Origin of the sequence: Pseudoalteromonas sp. SR41-7, from assembly GCF_014163935.1 — a bacterium.
Lineage (GTDB): Bacteria > Pseudomonadota > Gammaproteobacteria > Enterobacterales > Alteromonadaceae > Pseudoalteromonas > Pseudoalteromonas distincta.
In genome coordinates this window covers 58878-78514 of sequence record NZ_JACJEF010000011.1, presented here as the reverse complement: position 1 = coordinate 78514, position 19637 = coordinate 58878, and the positions used below count along the sequence as shown (strand labels likewise).

Sequence of the window (19637 nt, the reverse complement as noted above, 5' to 3'; positions counted from 1 at the left end):
TCTCTTTATTGTTTTTATGTGTAAATTTTTAAGCTAAATAGTGCTAAACCCATGATTCTTAACTTTATTTAACAATTCTCGGTTACTAGGTAAGTTAGTTACAGCTTGGTTTATCATGCTCTTATTTTTATCAAACTGACTTTTAGCAAAAACAGTGTCTTCAAGCATATAGGCAGTTGTGCTGTAATCACTTTTAAAGCCCATACCATATAAAACATATTGATAACTCGCCGCTGGAAACACCTCATTGTTACTTGTAAAATCGTGATCAGCAGGGGCGCGGTATTGCCATAGTTTCATTAGATCTTGTAAGCTTTGAGGAATCGTTTTAGGGTCTCTGTTATCGCTCCAAAATGCGTTATCGTCACGGGTTGATAAAATATAATGTAACTTTAAAAAGTCGATTATTTTTTCCCACCTATAGGTAAACGTCTCATTAAAGCGTTTGGCGGTAATATCCATAATATCCCGGGTATGGGGAAGTTGTTCGCTTATCATTTGCGCTGACATTTCTACTAATACCAATGCAGAAGCTTCTAGTGGCTCTAAAAAACCAGCCGAAAGCCCAACCGCAACACAGTTGTTTTGCCAAAAATGTGAGCGGTGGCCACTTTTAATAGGGATTTTTCTAATTGTTAACGACTCTATTTTATCGCCTACATACTCTCTAAGTTTTTCCCTTGCTTGCGACTCGGTACTGTACTTACTGGAGTACACATAGCCCACCCCACGGCGGTGCTGTAATCCTATATCCCATATCCAACCCGCTTCTTGCGCTGTTGAAATTGTGTGAGATGCAATACTGTCATTTTCATCTTCATAAGGGACTTGCACTGCTAAGGCGGTATCAATAAACAGCACATCATCGCAGGGCTGAAAAGGAATCTTATAATGCTCGCCTAACAACAATGATGAAAAACCAGTGCAATCGATAAATAAATCACCGCTAATTTCACCTTGTTGCTTTGTAGTAACGCTTGCAATATCGCCATTTTTAGCATTATTGACCTGCGTTACATCAGCTAAAATATGTTTAACGCCTAGCTGCTGAGTACAATGTTTTTGTAAAAAAACGGCAAATTTTGCAGAGTCTAAATGGTAGGCATAATTGGCTATAGCAGCATATTCTGGTGTACGAATTGTTTTAGGGGCAAGCCCTTGCTCACAAATAGCTTCTTGGTAACACACTGCGTTTGAAAAAGACGTTGACTCTGCTGTGTTATTTAACCAATGCCCTGCCATATCGGTTTTTGAAAAGCCCTGCGGCAGAACTAATGGGTGATAGTAAAAATCATCATCGCTGCCATCCACCCATTTGGCGAATTTTGCTCCTTGCTTAAAGCTTGCTTCACACTCGCGTATAAAATCGGTTTCGCTAATACCAAGTGCTATTAATGTACTACGCATGGTAGGCCAAGTGCCTTCACCAACACCTATAATTGGTACATTTGGAGATTCAACTAGCACAACATTAAGACCATCGGGGGTATTACTTTTATGGTGCGCCGCTAATCGACCAGCTGTTAGCCAGCCTGCTATACCACCACCAACGACAACCACTGTTTTTATTTCTTTATTTTGCTGGTTCATGCTTGTTACCTATAAAGGCGTATTTAAAAAGTGGCTATTACTAAATGTAAAAGCCACTTTTATTATTTAAGTTAGAAACTTCCACGAACACCTAACGCAAAACGTCGCCCGCTATCTTCAACCATTAGTAATTGATTAGAGAAGCGACCACGTTTGTGTACGTATTCTTCGGTTAAGTTTATACCCTCAAAGAACACCGATACATTTTCGGTAATATCATAGCTGCCACTGGCATCGAATTGTGCATAGTCTTCAACTATCGTCACACCATCACCATTTAACTGTGTTAGTGACTGTACAAAGCTATCGCGCCAGTTATAGGCTAAACGCGCCTGAAATGGGCCATTCTCATAAAAGCCAACCACATTATAAGAGTCGCTTAAGCCTGTTAATGCAAATACTTGAGTTATATCTGCAGGGTCTAGTTCTGCATCACTATCAACAAATGTTGCATTAACCATAAAACCAAAGCCACTATCAAAACTATGCTGTAAGGCTATTTCCCAGCCATCAACAATCGCCGATTCGCTATTATTTGGTAATGTGTTTGTAAATACAGCCGTCGAGTCAGCAGCGTCAGGGTTATCTACATCGTTACCTGTTGAGGGGTCAGTCAACAATCCGCCGTCAGACAATTCAAAGGTTAAATCTTCAGTGGTATTGATAATGAAGTTAGCAACATTCTTTCTAAAGTAACCAGCGGATAAATAACTGGCATCAGCGTAATACCACTCTAATGATAAATCTAAGTTATCAGAGGTAAATGGCTCAAGCGCAGGGTTACCAGAGCTTGATGTTAAATTGCCCCCTTGGCGCGTTGTTTCAATTACTGTTACAGGCGACATACTATCGAGTGTTGGTCGCGTAATTGTTTGTGATACAGCAGCACGTGCTATTAGCTCATCGCTTATTTCAAGCTTTACGCTAAAGTTAGGTAAAATCGCTTCGTAATCTGAACTTGCTGAAATATTTTCTACGGCGCCGAAATTAGCAAGCATTTCTGTTTTATCTAAGATAGTTAACGCGCTAACCGGCTCATCTGTGCCCTTTACTTTTACATCGGTGCTTTCATATCTAAAGCCCGCTGTTGCGTATAAAGGCATGCCTGCAAGTTCAGCTTCAAAATCAAATTCTGTATAAAACGAGAAAGTATCTTCAGTTATCTCAAACGACTTATTACGTTTAACTGCATCAAAACTAATAGGCTGACCATTCGCCGCAGCTATTTGCTCAAGGTACGCAAAGTTTGCCTCTCCATCATGTGCAAGCCATGACGTTGGCATACGACCGCTGCCGCTCACATCACCTAAAAAGTCATCTCCTGCGTCAAATACAAATTGCACTAAGCCATCCATACTTGGGTCATCTGGGTAACCACAAAAGGTACAGTGAATACCTACGCCTTCGTTGTCCCAACGATCAAGGTTTTTAGTTTCAGTTGAATACATAGTACCAAATTTAACCGAAACTAGGCCTGAGCTGCCATCGTTATGCCAAATGCTATCCCAACGAAACTGATCCACAGTATCTTCTACAGCCCAACCACGGCGAAGCATTACGTGTGCACGGCTGTTGGCTGTATCTAAATGATTTGATACGCCATCAGGTGCAACTGCAGGGTTATAAGCAACACCGTCCAGCTCTTGCTGGCCGCTATAAATGTTAGGGTTAGCAGAGGCAAACTCACTCGCGTAAGGTAAGATACCGCCATCCACTTCAAATCGAACTCGGTTAGCATAGCCAATCAACGATAGCTGATCGCCACCGCCATTATTAGCCTCACGCTTGGCTTTTGAGTGGCTCAAATCAAACTTCATATTTAAGTTATCGTTTACATGCCAATCAAAGTTTAAACCTAATGCGCTAGAGTTGGTTAAACGATCAAACTTTTTAGCGTGCATATCGGTGGCAAGACCTACCTCTTGATATAAATCAACCACAGTGCCATTTTCATCAACGGTTGGGCCTGCAGCATCACCAAAGCCTTCTAAGTTTGGAGCTGTAAACCAGTGCCCGTAAGACGTTGTGTCTGCTTCTACATCAAAATCTGAATAGAGCGCATCAGCAGTGATAACTAAATCATCTGAAGGTGCATACTGTATAACTAAATTTGCATTAGTGCGTGTACGTGTCTCTGTAGTAACTTTATGATCGTAATTACGTGGCGAGAAAATATTACCGGTGTATGCTTGCCCGCTTTGAGTTTGAGGATTTGGGACGCCCACGTTTTCTAACCAGCCGTCTACCTGTGCCTGATTTAAGCGTGTTTCGCGTTCTTGACGAGAAACGGCAAACAACAAACCCAGTGTGTCATCATTAAATGTATTACTAATTAAGCCAGAAATCTCAGGTGTGGTTTCTTCGCTATTTTCATCGTAAATACCTTTAACACTACCCGCTATTTTAAAGCCACTAATCGCAAATGGACGTGCCGTATTAACGTTTACTGTTGAGCCAATACCACCAGATTGCATAGTGGCTGTTGAGGTTTTAAATACATCTAAGCTTTTAACCAATTCTGATGCAATGGTATCAAAGCTAAATGCACGGCTTTGATTCTCTGATGCCATTTGGCGTCCGTTTACTAGTACAGTATTAAACTGCGGGCCAAAACCACGCACCGTAATAAGCTGCCCTTCGCCGCCTGAACGGTCTATTGAAACCCCAGTAATACGTTGCAAAGACTCGGCTAAATTTGTGTCAGGAAATTTACCAATATCTTCTGCTGAAATGGAGTCAACCACGCCACCGGCTTCTCTTTTTGCATCCATGGCTCGACCAAGCGAGCCTCTAATTCCGCGTACTTCAATTATTTCTGGTTCTTGTGCTGCTGTTTCTGCTAATGCAGGGAGCGTTGTCATTGTGCTTAGTACAGCAAGTACTGCACTGGACACGCCATTTTTTTTATAGTTAGCCATGTTGTCAGTTCTCTCGAAGCTAGGGTCTATTAAAATAGAAATTTGCCCATCTTCGCTAACTTGCATTTGCAAGCCGGTACTGTCGAGTAAAGTCTGTAATGCATTTATTATTGAATACTCGCCAGTAATAGTATTTGTTTGTAACTGTTGAATTTTATCCAACGGAAAAAGCAAAGTAATATCGGCTTGCTCGGCAAAGTTTATTAGCGATAAATCGGCCCTTTGTCGAGGAATGTTAAACATTGCTTTTTCGTCCACCGAGCTCGCTTTCACCTCTGTGGTGACTAAGCTAAAAACAAGCACATATAGCGGTAAACAAAGTGGCAAATGTATACATTCCATGCGTATAGTTTTTGGCCATACACAGGATGAAGACGAGTGACTTTTTATTTTCCTCCATAAATATTTTTTATTTTTTTCAAATAATTTATTTTTTTGACTAGCCATACTTATTATTACTAAACCTTTATTATTTTTTGGTGTGCAAAAAAATGTTGTGGGGTTTCAACTAAAAAAGTTAAATATATTTTTATATTAATTAATTGGTTATATGAACACGTATAATTATAAAGCTAGCCTATACGTGTTAATAATTTGAAAAACTGTAGTACACTTGGTATTCAAATTACAAGCTTTTAACAACAAGGATTGATAGTGCCTGCAATTTTACAAATAGAAAAACAATTTATTTTAAAATTGAGTAGCGGATTTTTTATTACCAATCGTCTTAAGCTGTAATGGCAAAACAATAACAACAATTGCCAAAACCACACACACACGAGACACACACTCAATGACAAAAGACACACTATTTTATAAGGCTTATCTGGCCTCGCGCAAAGGTCTCTCAAATGTAGTGGCACGCATAGTGCCTCCACATGAAATTGAAGACATTGTGCAAGAAACTTACGTGCGAATTTGTCAAATAAAAAACACTGAAAACATTTGCTCACCAAAATCTTTTATTTATAAAACGGCGCGTAACCTAGCGCTCGATTATCAAAAGCAAGCCAATATACGACTAGTCGATAGTATCGACAACATGGAAGCATTAGAGCAACTCTTAACGGAACATCAGAAAGACGAAATGTACGAAAATGCGCTTACCGATTGCGAATTTTCAAATTTTTGTGAAGCTGTCAGGCTTTTGCCTGTTCAATGCCGTAAAGTGTTTGTATTAAAAAAAGTGTATGGTTATTCGCAGCGAGAAATTGCTGCTCAATTAAACCTTAGTGAAAGTACCGTGGAAAAACATATAGCAACCGGCGTAAAACGTTGTACGCAGTTTATGCGACAATCTGAAAAAAGTGTGTATGGCAAACCTAACTCTTCTTCACAAAAAAGTGCAGGGGGTAGTCATGAGTAATGTCCACCATATAGACGAACGAAATAATAAGGCAGTCGAAGACGCACGCCTTGATTGTGCAAGTGAATGGCTTGCTAAGCTCGATAGAGGTTTAACTAAACCCGAAAAAGACGCATTGCAGCTCTGGTTAGCTCAGTCATATAAAAACGTCGAAGTATTACTTGAAGTTGCACACCTATGGGACAAGATGGGTGAACTCAGCCGCTTATCTGATCTATTCCCGCAATCACAATCTAGACAAAAACGCCTCCCTGTGTGGTTAGGTGCAACGGCCGCTTCTGTTTTATTGGCTGTTGCACTTAGCTTTTTTCAAGAAGCATTTAATTTTTCATTTTTTTATCCCGTTAATCGGTCAGCTGTTGTCGCTAAGCAACTTAACTTTCAAACGGGTGTAGGTGAAAGCAAAGACATAATTTTGCCAGATAAAAGTGAAATTACATTAAACACTAATAGTTTTGTACAAATAAGATATACCCGAGACTCTCGAGTAATTAACTTACTGCGGGGGGAGATACATATAAATGTGGCGCATGATAAGGCACGGCCTTTAAGTGTTATTGCTGGTGATAAAGTTATTCAGGCAGTAGGCACTGCGTTTAATGTTGAAGTGGGTGAAAAACAAATAGAATTAATAGTCACTGATGGAAAAGTGCTTGTTGCCGAACAAAGTAATTCGCAACCATCAAGCCTCCAAAAAAATGGAACAAATAAGCTTGGTAAATTTTTATCAAATAACTCTACAGCAGTTTCTAAAGGTGAAAAGCTCGATTTAAGTTTCAAAGGTAAAATAGCTAAGCACGTTGAAAAAGTAGACCCTATAGACGTAGCGGCTAGTCTTTCTTGGCGTAAAGGAAGCCTTATTTTTAGAGGCGAATCTCTTGCCGATGCCATGGCCGAGATTAGTCGATATACGAATATAGACTTTGAGCTTTCTGATGATGAGCGTTTAACAAGGGTACAAGTCGCTGGTATGTTTAAAACAGGCGATGTTAAGGGCTTATTAGAAGTATTAAATAATAATTTTAATATTAGTTATGAAAGAATTAGCCCAGATAAAATTCGTTTAAATTACGCAGATCCAAGCGCTTCAATATAGTACAGTACACAATAATAAAAATCAGGACACACAATCATGACATCATCTTTATCGCCGAGGAATAATAGCTCGGCGCACACATCAAACACGTGCTCACTTTTTTACGTAATTTTTATCTCTGCCGTGGCTGCTATTGGTGGCTTTTTATTTGGTTTTGACTCAGGTGTTATTAACGGCACAGTGTCGGCACTCGGTAATGCTTTTAACTCAAGCAGTGTAGCTACGGGCTTTAACGTAGCGTCTGTGTTACTTGGCTGCGCCGTAGGTGCACTTGCTGCGGGGCCGCTGGCTGATAAATTTGGCCGCCGTGCAATTATGATCATCACCGCGATTATTTTTGCCATTAGTGCCTTTGGGTCGGGCATTAGCGAAAGCTCAGCTGAATTTATTTTTTATCGCTTATTTGGTGGCTTAGGTATTGGTGCTGCATCGGTATTAGCGCCAGCTTACATTGCTGAGGTTGCACCACCAGCACTTCGCGGTCGTTTAGCTACACTTCAACAACTCGCTATTGTACTGGGTTTGTTTGCTGCGTTTTTAAGTAACTATTTAATTGCTGATGCAGCAGGTAGCGCGCAAAATATTTTAATGCTTGATACAGCCGCTTGGCGCTGGATGTTTTGGGCTGAGCTTGTGCCTGCAATACTGTTTTTAGTGGGTGTGTTGTTTATTCCTGAGTCGCCTCGTTATTTAGTGGCGCAAGGTAAAGTGGATGATGCAAAAGCGGTATTTAGCAAAATTTCAGACGACAATGCAGATAAACAAATAAGCGATGTAAAACGCTCATTGCATAGCGACACAAAGCCAAGTATTCGCGATTTATTTATTGATAACAGTAAAAAAGTACACCCAATTGTTTGGGTGGGTGTTGCGCTGAGTGTATTTCAGCAATTTGTGGGTATTAACGTGGTGTTTTATTACGGCTCAGAGCTGTGGCAAGCCGCTGGATTTGACGAGTCGCAATCGCTATTTATAAATGTACTCGCAGGTACTACTAATATTGTATCAACCTTTATTGCCATTGCCCTAGTTGACAAAATTGGCCGTAAGCCACTGCTATTAGTAGGCAGTATTGGTATGTTTATTAGCTTAAGCGCGCTTACTTATATATTTGGTAGTGCAGGCCTTGATGAAGCAGGCAAACTTGCCCTTAGCGATAACATGGGTACGTTTGCACTGATTATGGCTAACTTATTTGTGGTATTTTTTGGCTTAAGTTGGGGCCCTGTTGTATGGGTATTATTAGGCGAAATGTTTAATAATCGTATTCGTGGTGCAGCCCTTGCTGTTGCAGCTAGCGCACAATGGATTGCTAACTTTGCCATTACCATGACCTTCCCTATTATGCTGGCTAACATTGGCCTTGCCGGTGCTTATGGCTTTTATGCGTTATCGGCACTTATAAGCATATTTTTTGTTGTTAAATACATAAAAGAAACACGCGGTAAAACGCTCGAATCTATGTAATTTTTAAAAGCGGTGATATTAATCACCGCTTTGCTTTTACATACAATGGCGTTATTTAAGAGTGATTGTTTGGATGAGCTCAACGTTAATTAATAAATATATTTTAAACTGCTGTTAATACGTAAACGCTCCTTTTACCAGCAAGCTTTTACTACCAAAGTTTATAGCTACCGATTGCATACTTAAATATCACTACAGCTCAATACGTTAGCGAAACTTTTAACTTTAAGTTAAGGTTGAATAGCAATCTACGCTCATTTATTTTAACTTTATAACCATTGCCGTATTACCTTTTATTATTACTAATCTATTTAAATTCCTTTTTAGAATATCAAAAATTAGCTATTGTCCGCCCATTCCAACTTTATGTATTTACTAAAATGAAAAAACAGTTAATTTCAGGCTTAGCTTTAACGTGTGCGTTAGGTTCGTTCAGTGCATTTGCTACTAATGGTTATTTTACTCACGGCTATGGCATGACCCACAAAGGCATGGCTGGCGCAGGTGTAGCGCTGTCAGAAGAGTTAATGTCTGGCGCTAATAATCCAGCAACCTTTTTACCTAATGGAACAGAGCTATCACTGGGCTTAGAGCTTTTTTCACCTGAACGAAAATATACTGCATCAAAAGTAGATACTTTTTACCCTGGCGCATTTTATCTTGAAGCAAAAACACAAAAAAGCGACAACACCGTATTTGTAATTCCAGAGTTTGCTATTGGCCATCAATTAAATGAAAAAGTAAATATTGGTTTATTAGTGTATGGCAACGGCGGTATGAATACCGAGTACGGCGCAGAATCCTCTCCTGAGGGGACTTTTTACGCTGGTACAACGGGCGTTGATTTAAAACAACTCTTTATTAGCCCAACAGTAAGCTATGAGTTGAATGAACAAACACGCCTTGGTGTATCCCCTATTTACGTGGTGCAACAGTTTGAAGCGCAAGGGCTTGGAAACTTTGCTCCTTTTTCGCAATCACCAGAAGCGCTCACAAATAATGGCACCGATACAAGCACAGGCTTAGGCATTCAACTAGGTATTAGCCAAGATATAAATTCGTCATTAAGCTGGGGAGCAAGTTACCGCTCATCAGTGTCTATGCAAGAGTTTGATAGCTATAAAGGTTTGTTTGCAGAGCAAGGCGGATTTGATCTACCAAGTTCGTTTCAACTTGGCGCAGCCTACAAGCTTACCCCAAGTAATCAGGTTGTATTTGATTGGCAAAAAATAAATTACAGCGAAGTAAAAAGTATTGCAAATCCAATCAGTAACTTGGTGTCAGCACCTTTAGGGGCTAACGCCGGCGCTGGGTTTGGCTGGAACGATATGACTATTTATAAGCTTGGCTATCAGTGGCAACGTACATCGCAACAAAAGATTCGTTTTGGGGTATCTTATACCGAGCAACCTATTCCTTCATCAAACGTTTTGCTTAATATTTTAGCCCCGGGCGTTCAAGAGTGGCATCTTACTACTGGCTTTAGCCATTCTTTTACCAACAAGGTACAATTAAACGCTATGGCTTTTTATTCGCCAGCAAAAAAAGTAACGGGTGCTAACTACTTAGCGCCTAATCAACAATTATCAATCGAAATGAAACAAACCGGTTTAGGCGTTTCTATTGTTTGGGAAATTTAAAAATGATAACAGAATTCACCCCAGTATCGGCTGCAATAGGCGGGGCATTAATAGGTATAGCGTGTACGTTATTACTGGTTTTATACGGAAAAATTGCGGGCATATCAGGCATTGTTAAGTCTGTATTCGCTAAAGCAAATTCAGACTCTCGTTGGCAGTTATACTTTATTTTAGGGTTGTTGTTGGCAGGAGTGGCTGTAAGGGTATTTGCGCCATCTTTATTAGAAGGTGAATTGCAATTACCGCCTTGGCTTATTGTTGTTGCAGGGCTTTTAGTTGGCGCTGGTACAACGTTAGCTAATGGGTGCACAAGTGGCCATGGTGTGTGCGGCATGTCGCGCTTTTCTACTCGCTCTTGGGTTGCAACATGCACATTTATGCTTGTCGCCTTCATTACAGCAAACCTTGTAGGATAAATAATGAAAGCAATTATGATGGTTGTTATAGGCTTTATATTTGGCTTAGGACTTATTATTAGCGGGATGACAAACCCCGCTAAAGTGATTAACTTTCTTACTTATGGAAACCAATGGGACGCAAGCTTAATTATAGTGATGGCTGTTGCCATGCTAATAATGATGCTTACATGGTTATGGGTTGCAAAAAAAGAGAAGCCACTTCTTTCAGGAACGTTTAATTTAAGTGATTTAAAAAAAATTGATGCGCGCTTAATTATCGGCTCGGTACTTTTTGGTTTAGGCTGGGGTTTAAGTGGTATATGCCCAGGCCCGGGTTTGGTTCAATTGGTGTCTCTTAAAATGGAGTTTTTATTATTTTTTGCAGCCGTGCTAGGCGGTATGTGGTTAGCCAAAAAAGTATAATATTTGCTGCCGACTAAACTCGGCAGCTACTTTTACCCAAACAAAGGTACATAACTTGCTGCAATATATATAAAACTATATTGAACAGGTTTAAGTTATGCTAAATAAAGCGCTGGAATTTTCTAACAGCACACCTTGGTTAGGCGCAGCGTCCTCCCTTTTACTTATAGCTATACTACTGTTTTTAGTTCGTTTTTTTGTAATGTACTGGCTAAAAAAATGGACTTCAAAAACCAAATTTATATTCGATACTTTACTAATAGAGTCAATATCTAAGCCGCTAACACTGTGCACAATTATTGTGCTACTCACCATTTTAGAGCACGACACCTTCATTATTAGTACTTCTATTTCTCAACAAATTCCTTTTAATAGCATTAATATTGTACTAGCTCTACTGGCACTTATTATGTTTTTAGACCGCTTTATTATTGGCACTATTAATTACTATGGCAAACAATCTGCCGTTGTTTTTAATTCAAAAAGCATAATTAAAGGCGTGATACGCGTTACATTATCATCCGTAGGAATACTAGTATTAATGGGCACGTTAGGTATTTCTATTACACCCATTATTGCCTCGTTAGGTATTACATCACTGGCTGTTGCCCTTGCTTTACAACCTACCCTCGAAAACTTTTTTTCTGGCGTGCAGCTAGTAATAGATAAACCCATAAGAGTGGGCGATTTTATTGAGCTTGAATCAAAAGAACAAGGCTTTGTAGATCACATAGGCTGGCGCTCTACATGGGTTAAAATGCTACCTAATAATATGATTATTATACCTAATAGCCAATTATCTAAATCGCGTATTATTAATTACTTTTATCCTGAAAGAGAGCTAAGCGTCCCTGTAGATATAAGCGTGCATTACGATTCGGATTTAGAATTTGTTGAGCAAGTAACACTTGAAGTGGCTCGTGAAATACTTATTTCACACGAATGGGGCGTTGATGATTACAATACCTTTGTGGTTTTTCATACCTTTGACAGATCAAGTATTAACTTTACGGTAATGCTTAGAGCTAAAGAATACTTTAATCGCTTTTGGGTTAAATCTGCTTTTATAAAAGCCCTGCATAAACGCTATAAAAAAGAAGGCATTGTAATCCCCTTCCCTATTACGGCTATTAACACTACACAAGAGTCCGCTAAATTTAATAGTGATAAAAAGGTGCAAGGCGATACTTAAAACAAAGCGCGAGAGACACTCGCGCTAATAAGTATTAAAACTTGTAGGTTATTTGCCCAACAATTTCACGCGGGCTGCCAGGAAAGTGACCGTTACGCTGGCTAAATCCGCTTACAGCATATTCCTTATCAAACAGGTTGTTAATATTTACACTTAGTAATACGTCATCAAAGCGACTCGTCCAGCTCATATCAAATACGGTAAACGGTTTTACTTTTTGACCATCGGAGCTTACTTGCTCACTCACATAATTAGCGCCAAACGCAATAGAGGAATTAATCGAATCGAGCCCAAAGCGTGACCATAAACCTGCCTGATGGCACGGCGCATTAGCAAAGCGCGAGCCATCACCAAATGTATCTGAAAGCGTATCACCCGTTACGCCGTCTACTACTTGCGTATCGTTGTATGCGTAGTTAGCCGTTATTGTCCAATGCTCGGATAAATCGCCTACTAAAGTTGTTTCAAATCCACGGCTTTCAACTTCACCTATATTTAAAAGTGCTGCAATGCCATCACCCGCGCCTGTGTCGTCGGGGTTACTCATTACTACGTTTTCTTTATTAATTTGGTAAATAGCAAAGGTGCTCATAATTTTGCCATTAAGCCATTTGTTTTTCATACCAATTTCGGTTTGTTTACCGGTTTCTGGGGTTAAGTTGCCCTCGCCCTCTACATCTTCTTGATCGCCCGATGATGCTGGGTTAAAGCTTTCTGAGTAATTTATGTATACCGATGTGTTTTCAACGGGTTGGTATGTAACAGCCACGCGCGGGGTTACATCGTTATCTGAGTAACTGTAACCGGTTTCTTTGTTTAGCTCTTTAAAATAATCGTAACGCAGGCCGGCAATCACGGTCCATTGCTCGTTAATGCTTACAACATCTTGTACGTATAGGCCAAAACGGTCAGTATCAACACCATCGCGGTTCATGTCGGTAAGGTTATAAGTACTTGGGTCGGTTTCGCCGTAATTTAAGTCAAATATGTTTAAGTTAGCCACGCCGTCCGCTTCATAACGGGCGCGTAAGTAATCGTACTCGGTATCGACTATGTGGTAGTCGCCACCAAACAATACTTGGTGTGCTAATTGGCCTTGCTCAAAGCTATAAACAAAGTCGGTGGTTAAGCTTGTTTCTTCGTTTGCGCGGTATTGCTTACGGTATTCGCGTTTAATGGTTTCGTCATCAATGTTTGCTTCACCATCGCCGTTTACATCTACCCAGCTTTGCGACTCATGGTAGGCTTGGTCGCGTTCGTTATCCATGTAACGCAGCGTGCTACTTACAGAAAAATCATCATTAAAGTAATGCTTTAGATCGGCTTGCAGCACTAACGCTTCCATGTCTTGGTAGTCAAATGCTTCGTTTGCGTTGTAACTTGGGTCAACTAAAAAATTACCGTTGTCATCTACCGGTACACCACGTAAACGGTTACCGCCTAAGTCTTGTTTGATGTAGTCAACACTTGTGGTTAGTGTGGTTGAATCTGTTAAATCAAATAATAAACCACCGGTAAACTCGGTGTTTTTTGAATCTGCATTATTACGAAAGCTGTCTTGCTCCTCGTAATAACCACCTACACGATACGCCATGGTGTCGGTTAAACCGCCGGTCATATCAAGTGATGCACCACGTGTGTTGTAATTGCCAAGCGTTAGCTTTAGCTCTTTGCTTTGCGTGTACGAAGGCTTTTTAGTCACATAGTTGATCATACCGCCTGGCTCACCACCACCATATAACGCAGAGGCTGGGCCTTTTAATACTTCTACACGCGCTACATTAAATAATTGGGGTACACCAAAGCCCGAGTACGGATCGCCACGTACGCCATCGTAAAATACATTGGCATCGTCTCTAAAACCACGAAAAGTAACGCCTGAATAACTGTACTCACTTACCCCTGCTATTGAGCGGTATAAATCGGTAATGTCGCGCGCGGCTTGGTCAATAATAAGTTGCTCGGTTAATACCTGCGCAGATTGCGGTAATTTAATAAGATCTAAATCCGTTTTAGTACCAATTTTACTTTCGGTTTCTAGGTAAAACTGCTGAGCGCGGCCTGTTACTTCTATTTTTTCAATATCGTTATTTTGCTCGGCAAATGCCACATTAAAAAAAGCAGAAAAAGACGCAGCAATACTGAGCGCCAAATATTTTTGGTTAAACATATTGATCCAAAGAAGAGATTTATAAAACACTGCGAATGATAACGACTATCATTAACATGTGCAATGTAAATAATTTCATATTCATCCTTATTTTTCGAATGAAGAGTTTTTGAGTAACACACTAAATTTGCAGCTCAGCATTAAAAAAATTAATTAGCATTACTGGAATACAAAATTGATATAATATAACATACCTTTAATTGTAATTTAGTAAGATTATTAAATGATAAATAAACTGCCCGTCACAGTGTTATCAGGTTTTTTGGGGGCTGGTAAAACCACTGTACTTAGCCATATTCTTAATAACAGGCAAGGTAAAAAAGTCGCCGTTATAGTAAACGATATGAGCGATATAAATATCGATGCAGCCACTATTAAAAGTGGTGTATCGCTCAATCACAGTAACGAAAAACTAGTCGAAATGAGCAACGGTTGTATTTGCTGCACCCTACGAGAAGATTTACTTGTTGAAGTGGGCAAACTTGCCAAAGATGGGCGTTTTGATTACCTCGTTATTGAATCAACCGGTATATCTGAACCCCTCCCCGTTGCCGAAACATTCACCTTTGCCGACGAAAACGGTGTTTCACTTGGTGATGTTGCCACCCTCGATACCATGGTAACAGTGGTTGACGCGGTTAACTTTTTAAACGACTACGAACAAGCAAATGATTTACAAGATACTAGCGAATCATTAGGAAAAGACGACGAGCGAAGCGTAGCCGACCTACTTGTTGACCAAGTTGAATTTGCCGATGTAATCTTAATTAGTAAAACTGATTTAATTACAAACGATGAATTAAATAAACTCACTGCCATTTTAAATACGCTTAATACTCAAGCTAACATTATTCCTATTTCAAACGGCCATATTAATATTAACGAAGTGCTAAACACCGGTTTATTTAATTTTGAACGTGCCCAACAAGCACCGGGGTGGCTTAAAGAAATGCGTGGTGAACATATTCCCGAGACTGAAGAGTATGGTATTAGCAGCTTTAATTACACTGCGCGCCGCCCATTTGACCCAGAAAAGTTTTATAACTTTCTTCATAGCACCGAACAATTTGGCAAACTTATTCGATCAAAAGGGTATTTTTGGTTAGCAACGCGCCCTTTATTTTGCGCGCAGTGGAGCCAAGCTGGCGGTATAGCTCATTACGGGTTTGCAGGTATGTTTTATAAAGCAATACCTAAAAAAGACTGGCCCACAGAGCCTGAACTGCTTGCTGACATAAATAATAAATGGGTAGAACCCTTTGGTGATATGCGCCAAGAGCTTGTGTTTATTGGTCAATCATTAAATAAACAAGCGATGATTAAAGCGCTTGATGACTGCCTACTACCAGAAGATGAGGTACTTAAGGGTAAGGACTTTTGGAGAACCTATAACGACCCGTTTCCTATTTGGGAGGAAGAGTAATGAATGCCCTAGCCCCAATAACTGCGCAAATAAAGCCTGCGGAACCGCTGTACCGAAAAGCAGCTAAAGAGTGTGACGCCGATGTATTGCCACAAATTTATAACCAAGACACTAACATTGTTATTTGGCAAAGAGACCTTGAGCAAACATTAACAAATGCAGTTAATACTCTCATTAGCGCAAATGCTTTAAAGCCACTAGAACTTGCGGTATCGCCCGATGATGCGTTTGATCAATTAATAAAAAGCGCTTAAGCCAGAAGATAATAACCGCGATGAAGTTAAAGCTCTGTGTGAAGATATCGCACTGTTGGTTGAAATGTTTTGCTGCCTGTTTGATTTAAAACGCGCCGGTTTAAGGCTAAAAATATTAGATAAACCTATGTGCCCGCGTTTTCATGTAGACAAAATTCCGTGCCGGCTAGTTACTACCTATCAAGGTGTTGCTACGCAGTGGTTAAATCACAGCGATGTAAACCGCTCAAAGCTAGGTACTGGTAATTTAGGTAAACCCGATGAAGAATCTGGTTTATTTAAAAGCCTAAATAATATTAATCAACTCAAGCAAGGTGATGTTGCCCTGCTTAAAGGCGAGTACTGGGATGAAAACGAAGGTGCAGGGCTTGTACATCGCTCACCCCCGGTGGCTGAAAACGAGCAACGCTTATTACTTACGCTCGATTTTATCTAAAATTTGTTGTGGTGATAAACGCTAAGCTAATGCGCGTTTATCACCCTAGCGATTACTTCGTACAAACCTTGTGTGCTTACAGGTTTAGATACAAAGTCATCCATACCTACACTTAAACAGCGCTGTTTATCATCTTCGTAGGCATTAGCGGTAATTGCAATAATGGGCACATGTGCCTTAGTGTTTACTTCGTTAGCACGTATGGTTTGGGTACATTCGTAACCATCCATATTTGGCATTTGGCAATCCATTAAAATTAAGTCAAAGGTATTACCCTTAAGCACTTTTAACGCTTCAATTCCATCGTTAGCCATTGTAACTTGTACATGAGTTGGCTCTAACATTTTTGCAATTACTTGGCGGTTTATGGGGTTGTCTTCTACCAATAGTAATTTTTTGCTACCAAGGTTAGGTACTGATTGCGACTGTACTGCGGCTGTGTGCTTTATAAACTCAGCTTTAGGCGCATTAATGTAAAACTTAAGCATGCTGCCTTTACCGGGTTCACTATTTAAAGATATTTCACCCTGCATTTTTTTAATTAACCCTTGGCTAATGGCCAAACCAAGCCCGGTACCACCGTATTTACGTGCAACACCTACATCAGCTTGTGTAAACTCGCTAAACAATAACGATTGCTGATCTTTTGCTATGCCTATGCCGCTATCAGACACACTTACAAATAACTGCTGGCCACTGTAATCAAACGATAAACGTACAAACCCGCGCTCAGTAAACTTATACGCGTTAGATAATAAATTAATAATAACTTGGTTTAAGCGTAAATCATCCACGTTAATACAATCTGGCAAGGTGTTACTGCACTGAACTATAAACTGCACATCGTCAGAGCTTACAATGGGTGAAAACAACGATTTAATATTTTCGATAAAAGGCGCTAAATTTGTAGGACGCGGGCTAATTTGCATTGCATTAGCCTCAATTTTAGAAAAATCTAAAATATCGTTTAAGATTTTCAATAAGTTTTGAGCACTTTTTTGTTGCGTATCTAAAAGATCTCTTTGCTCGTCGGTTAACGAACTATCACGCAGCAATACCTCACCCATGCCCAAAATACCGTTCATTGGGGTGCGTAGTTCATGACTCATATTTGCTAAAAACTGCGATTTAGCCACATTAGCTAAATTAGCACGCTCTACTGCTTGCTTAAGCTTATTGGTTTGCTCAGCAACTTGTTTTTCTAGCTGCTGGTTAAACTCACTGAGTTGTTTGTTTAGGTCTTGGTTTTTTATATTTGACGCTTGCAGGTTTTCTATTGAATGCTGTAGCGCAGTGGCGAGCATTTCAAACTGCTGCTGAAGTTGCAGTACTTCTTGCCAACTTGAATCTGTATTAAAAGTCTGTTTTTTTGATTTATTAAAGCTTTGCATTAAATTAGTTAAACCACTGATTGGCTGCACTAATAAATTTGCAAGTTGGCGTACAAACAGCACCACCATAATAATTAGCATAGCGCCTAGCAAAATACTTGGCAGCCAGGCTTTGGCTACAGCCATACTCAAATGTTTACGATTATAAAAAGTGATTACTTGCCATTTGCTCTGCGGATTAACATATCTAGAACTATGGTAAACCTCATTATTATTGGAGCGAAATAAATTTTTATCGCCCATATTACGCGTATTAAAACCATCTTCGTTAAAGTCGGTTAATATTTTAAACTGCTCAAGCGAGCTAAAAACCACTTTTTGCTTATCATCCAGTACAACTAATTCGCCAGTATTTTCAAATAAATTAGGAATAAACTGCTCTAATCGTCCAAGCTTTAACGACCCCTCTACTACGCCGAAAAACTCACCATCACGATAAATAGGTGCCGACAGCGCAACAATGGCTTCATTGCCAAGCCCTCGCCCTTGAAACACACCACCGCTATAACCGAGAGGATATTGCTTAGCCTGATTAAAGTACTCGCGATCATTGATATTACGCTGCGCCTTAGTTAACCCCGCTATAAGGTTATTAGGCGACGTTATTTCGACGTAGCCGCTAGGGTTTGCATACAAGCTTGTAGCAAACCCTGGAAATAGATTCATTAGCCTTTTTAACTGCTGCTCACTATCTGTGCCCGCGCTTATGGCGTCGCTACTCATTACAATGGCATTTTTATGAAACGTTAAATAATCACTTAATTGAGTGCTTATATATTTGGCTTTTTCTTCAAGCTGGGCGTCTACCTCATACTCTAACCGAGAGTGGTGATCGTTCACTAAAATTACACTGGTAAGCAGTATAACCAATATAATAATAACGCTTACAACATAGCTAAGAATGCGAGCAAGAGGCCTGCCCTGATAGGCACGGCTGGCGTGGGGTACAAATACACTAAATAAATCAACTAAAGCTAAGCTAATTAACGCATTTATGAGGTACTTTGATATTGCAACAACTAGCGTTAACCATGGCAGACCAATAAGAAACTGCCCTATTCCCCAAATTATAGGTAAACCAACTAACAGCCAAAAAACAGTACCAAGAGGGAGTATGGGTTTAGAGCGGCGTAAACAAAAAGTGTAAAGCCAAAAAAGCTCGAGTAAATAAACAATACTCGGCCAGCAATGCCCCCACCTATAAAGTAAAAAGCCAGATACGATCGCAAGGCTTAAGCACGCATAACGCAGCCCAATAAACACTAAGCTACATAATACAAATACTTGCCCAAATAAAAACTCAGAACTGTCGAAAAAATATAACGGCGAGAGGTTAACTAAACCCCCTAGCAACCCTAATAAAACAGCGAGTGTCCACTTACTTCTTTGAGGCATTACTTCAACCCTAGAGTACTTTGTTAACACGCAGTGTTAAATTAATATAATTGCTACATTATTGCGTACAAGTTAAAAGTTGTCTAGCGAGAAAAGGAGCTGGAAACTATTAGGTATTATGGATTAATTTAGTGAAAAAATATAAATATTAAGGAGTTAGCGATATACACCCAATGTTGCTTGAAGTATAAGTTGGCATAGAGTTGAATCATAAAATGGCATAAAGTGACTGGTTTTCTTAAATTAAAAGCTCCTGATACCAAAGCCAGTTTTTTAATGCTAAAAAATTCCGATTAATTTAGTAGAAATAGATATTTCTCATTAAGACTTAAACACCGTTAAGTTTCAATTTTTGATGGTGAAGAAAATGATTGGATAAATTTTATGGGATATCTATGTCGATGACATGACGTACCGATTCACAACGAACGATTATATTAGCACATCAAGAATAGTGGAAATATCACCTCAGAACCAG

12 protein-coding genes and 1 pseudogene are annotated in these 19637 nt (G+C 39.8%); 9 read left to right on the top strand and 4 right to left on the bottom strand.

Translation table 11 applies throughout. From position 1 onward, the window contains the following. Positions 1 to 33: 33 nt before the first annotated feature. Entirely contained in the window at positions 34 to 1590 is a 1557-nt protein-coding gene (locus H5092_RS14860; protein ID WP_182733815.1) for a tryptophan halogenase family protein, read from the bottom strand. 71 nt (positions 1591 to 1661) lie between these two features. Further along, positions 1662 to 4955 (bottom strand): TonB-dependent receptor, encoded by a 3294-nt coding sequence (locus H5092_RS14855; protein ID WP_182733814.1) that lies wholly within the window; start codon positions 4953 to 4955, stop codon positions 1662 to 1664. Between the two features lie 346 nt (positions 4956 to 5301). On the opposite strand from H5092_RS14855, the gene H5092_RS14850 reads away from it, so the two are divergent. The 7 genes from H5092_RS14850 to H5092_RS14820 all read left to right on the top strand — a co-directional run bounded on the left by H5092_RS14850 (position 5302) and on the right by H5092_RS14820 (position 12090). Further along, positions 5302 to 5874: an RNA polymerase sigma factor gene (locus H5092_RS14850; RefSeq protein ID WP_002958279.1), complete on the top strand. Its 573-nt coding sequence runs from the start codon at positions 5302 to 5304 to the stop codon at positions 5872 to 5874. After that, positions 5867 to 6970 carry a FecR family protein gene (locus H5092_RS14845; protein WP_182716195.1) on the top strand — a complete coding sequence of 368 codons (1104 nt, stop codon included), beginning with the start codon at positions 5867 to 5869 and terminating at the stop codon, positions 6968 to 6970. The genes H5092_RS14850 and H5092_RS14845 overlap by 8 nt, the downstream gene beginning before the upstream one ends. Before the next feature lie 36 nt (positions 6971 to 7006). Next, the gene (locus H5092_RS14840) at positions 7007 to 8437 is read left to right on the top strand and encodes a sugar porter family MFS transporter (RefSeq protein ID WP_182733813.1); all 1431 of its coding nucleotides are present in this window, start codon (positions 7007 to 7009) and stop codon (positions 8435 to 8437) included. Between the two features lie 380 nt (positions 8438 to 8817). Continuing rightward, on the top strand, positions 8818 to 10077 hold the full coding sequence (locus tag H5092_RS14835; RefSeq protein WP_182733812.1) for an OmpP1/FadL family transporter: 1260 nt from the start codon (positions 8818 to 8820) through the stop codon (positions 10075 to 10077). Between the two features lie 2 nt (positions 10078 to 10079). Beyond that, positions 10080 to 10493, top strand: coding sequence for a YeeE/YedE family protein (locus tag H5092_RS14830; RefSeq protein ID WP_021032090.1), 414 nt, complete (start codon positions 10080 to 10082; stop codon positions 10491 to 10493). 3 nt (positions 10494 to 10496) lie between these two features. After that, a complete protein-coding gene (locus H5092_RS14825) occupies positions 10497 to 10898 on the top strand; it encodes a DUF6691 family protein (RefSeq protein ID WP_002958285.1) in 402 nt (133 codons plus the stop codon). 97 nt (positions 10899 to 10995) lie between these two features. Beyond that, the gene (locus H5092_RS14820; protein ID WP_182733811.1) at positions 10996 to 12090 is read left to right on the top strand and encodes a mechanosensitive ion channel family protein; all 1095 of its coding nucleotides are present in this window, start codon (positions 10996 to 10998) and stop codon (positions 12088 to 12090) included. Between the two features lie 34 nt (positions 12091 to 12124). Here the strand turns inward: H5092_RS14820 and H5092_RS14815 are convergent, their stop codons facing one another. Continuing rightward, on the bottom strand, positions 12125 to 14260 hold the full coding sequence (locus H5092_RS14815; RefSeq protein ID WP_182733810.1) for a TonB-dependent siderophore receptor: 2136 nt from the start codon (positions 14258 to 14260) through the stop codon (positions 12125 to 12127). Positions 14261 to 14483: 223 nt separating this feature from the next. Between H5092_RS14815 and zigA the strand changes: the two genes are divergently transcribed. Both zigA and H5092_RS14805 read left to right on the top strand, forming a co-directional pair. Continuing rightward, positions 14484 to 15683, top strand: coding sequence for a zinc metallochaperone GTPase ZigA (zigA, locus tag H5092_RS14810; RefSeq protein WP_182733809.1), 1200 nt, complete (start codon positions 14484 to 14486; stop codon positions 15681 to 15683). Beyond that, positions 15683 to 16373: pseudogene (locus H5092_RS14805) on the top strand (DUF1826 domain-containing protein). Before zigA ends, H5092_RS14805 begins: the two are co-directional and overlap by 1 nt. A gap of 26 nt (positions 16374 to 16399) precedes the next feature. Here the strand turns inward: H5092_RS14805 and H5092_RS14800 are convergent. Beyond that, complete coding sequence (locus H5092_RS14800) at positions 16400 to 19159, bottom strand: response regulator (protein ID WP_182733808.1); 2760 nt, start codon at positions 19157 to 19159, stop codon at positions 16400 to 16402. Positions 19160 to 19637 lie beyond the last annotated feature (478 nt).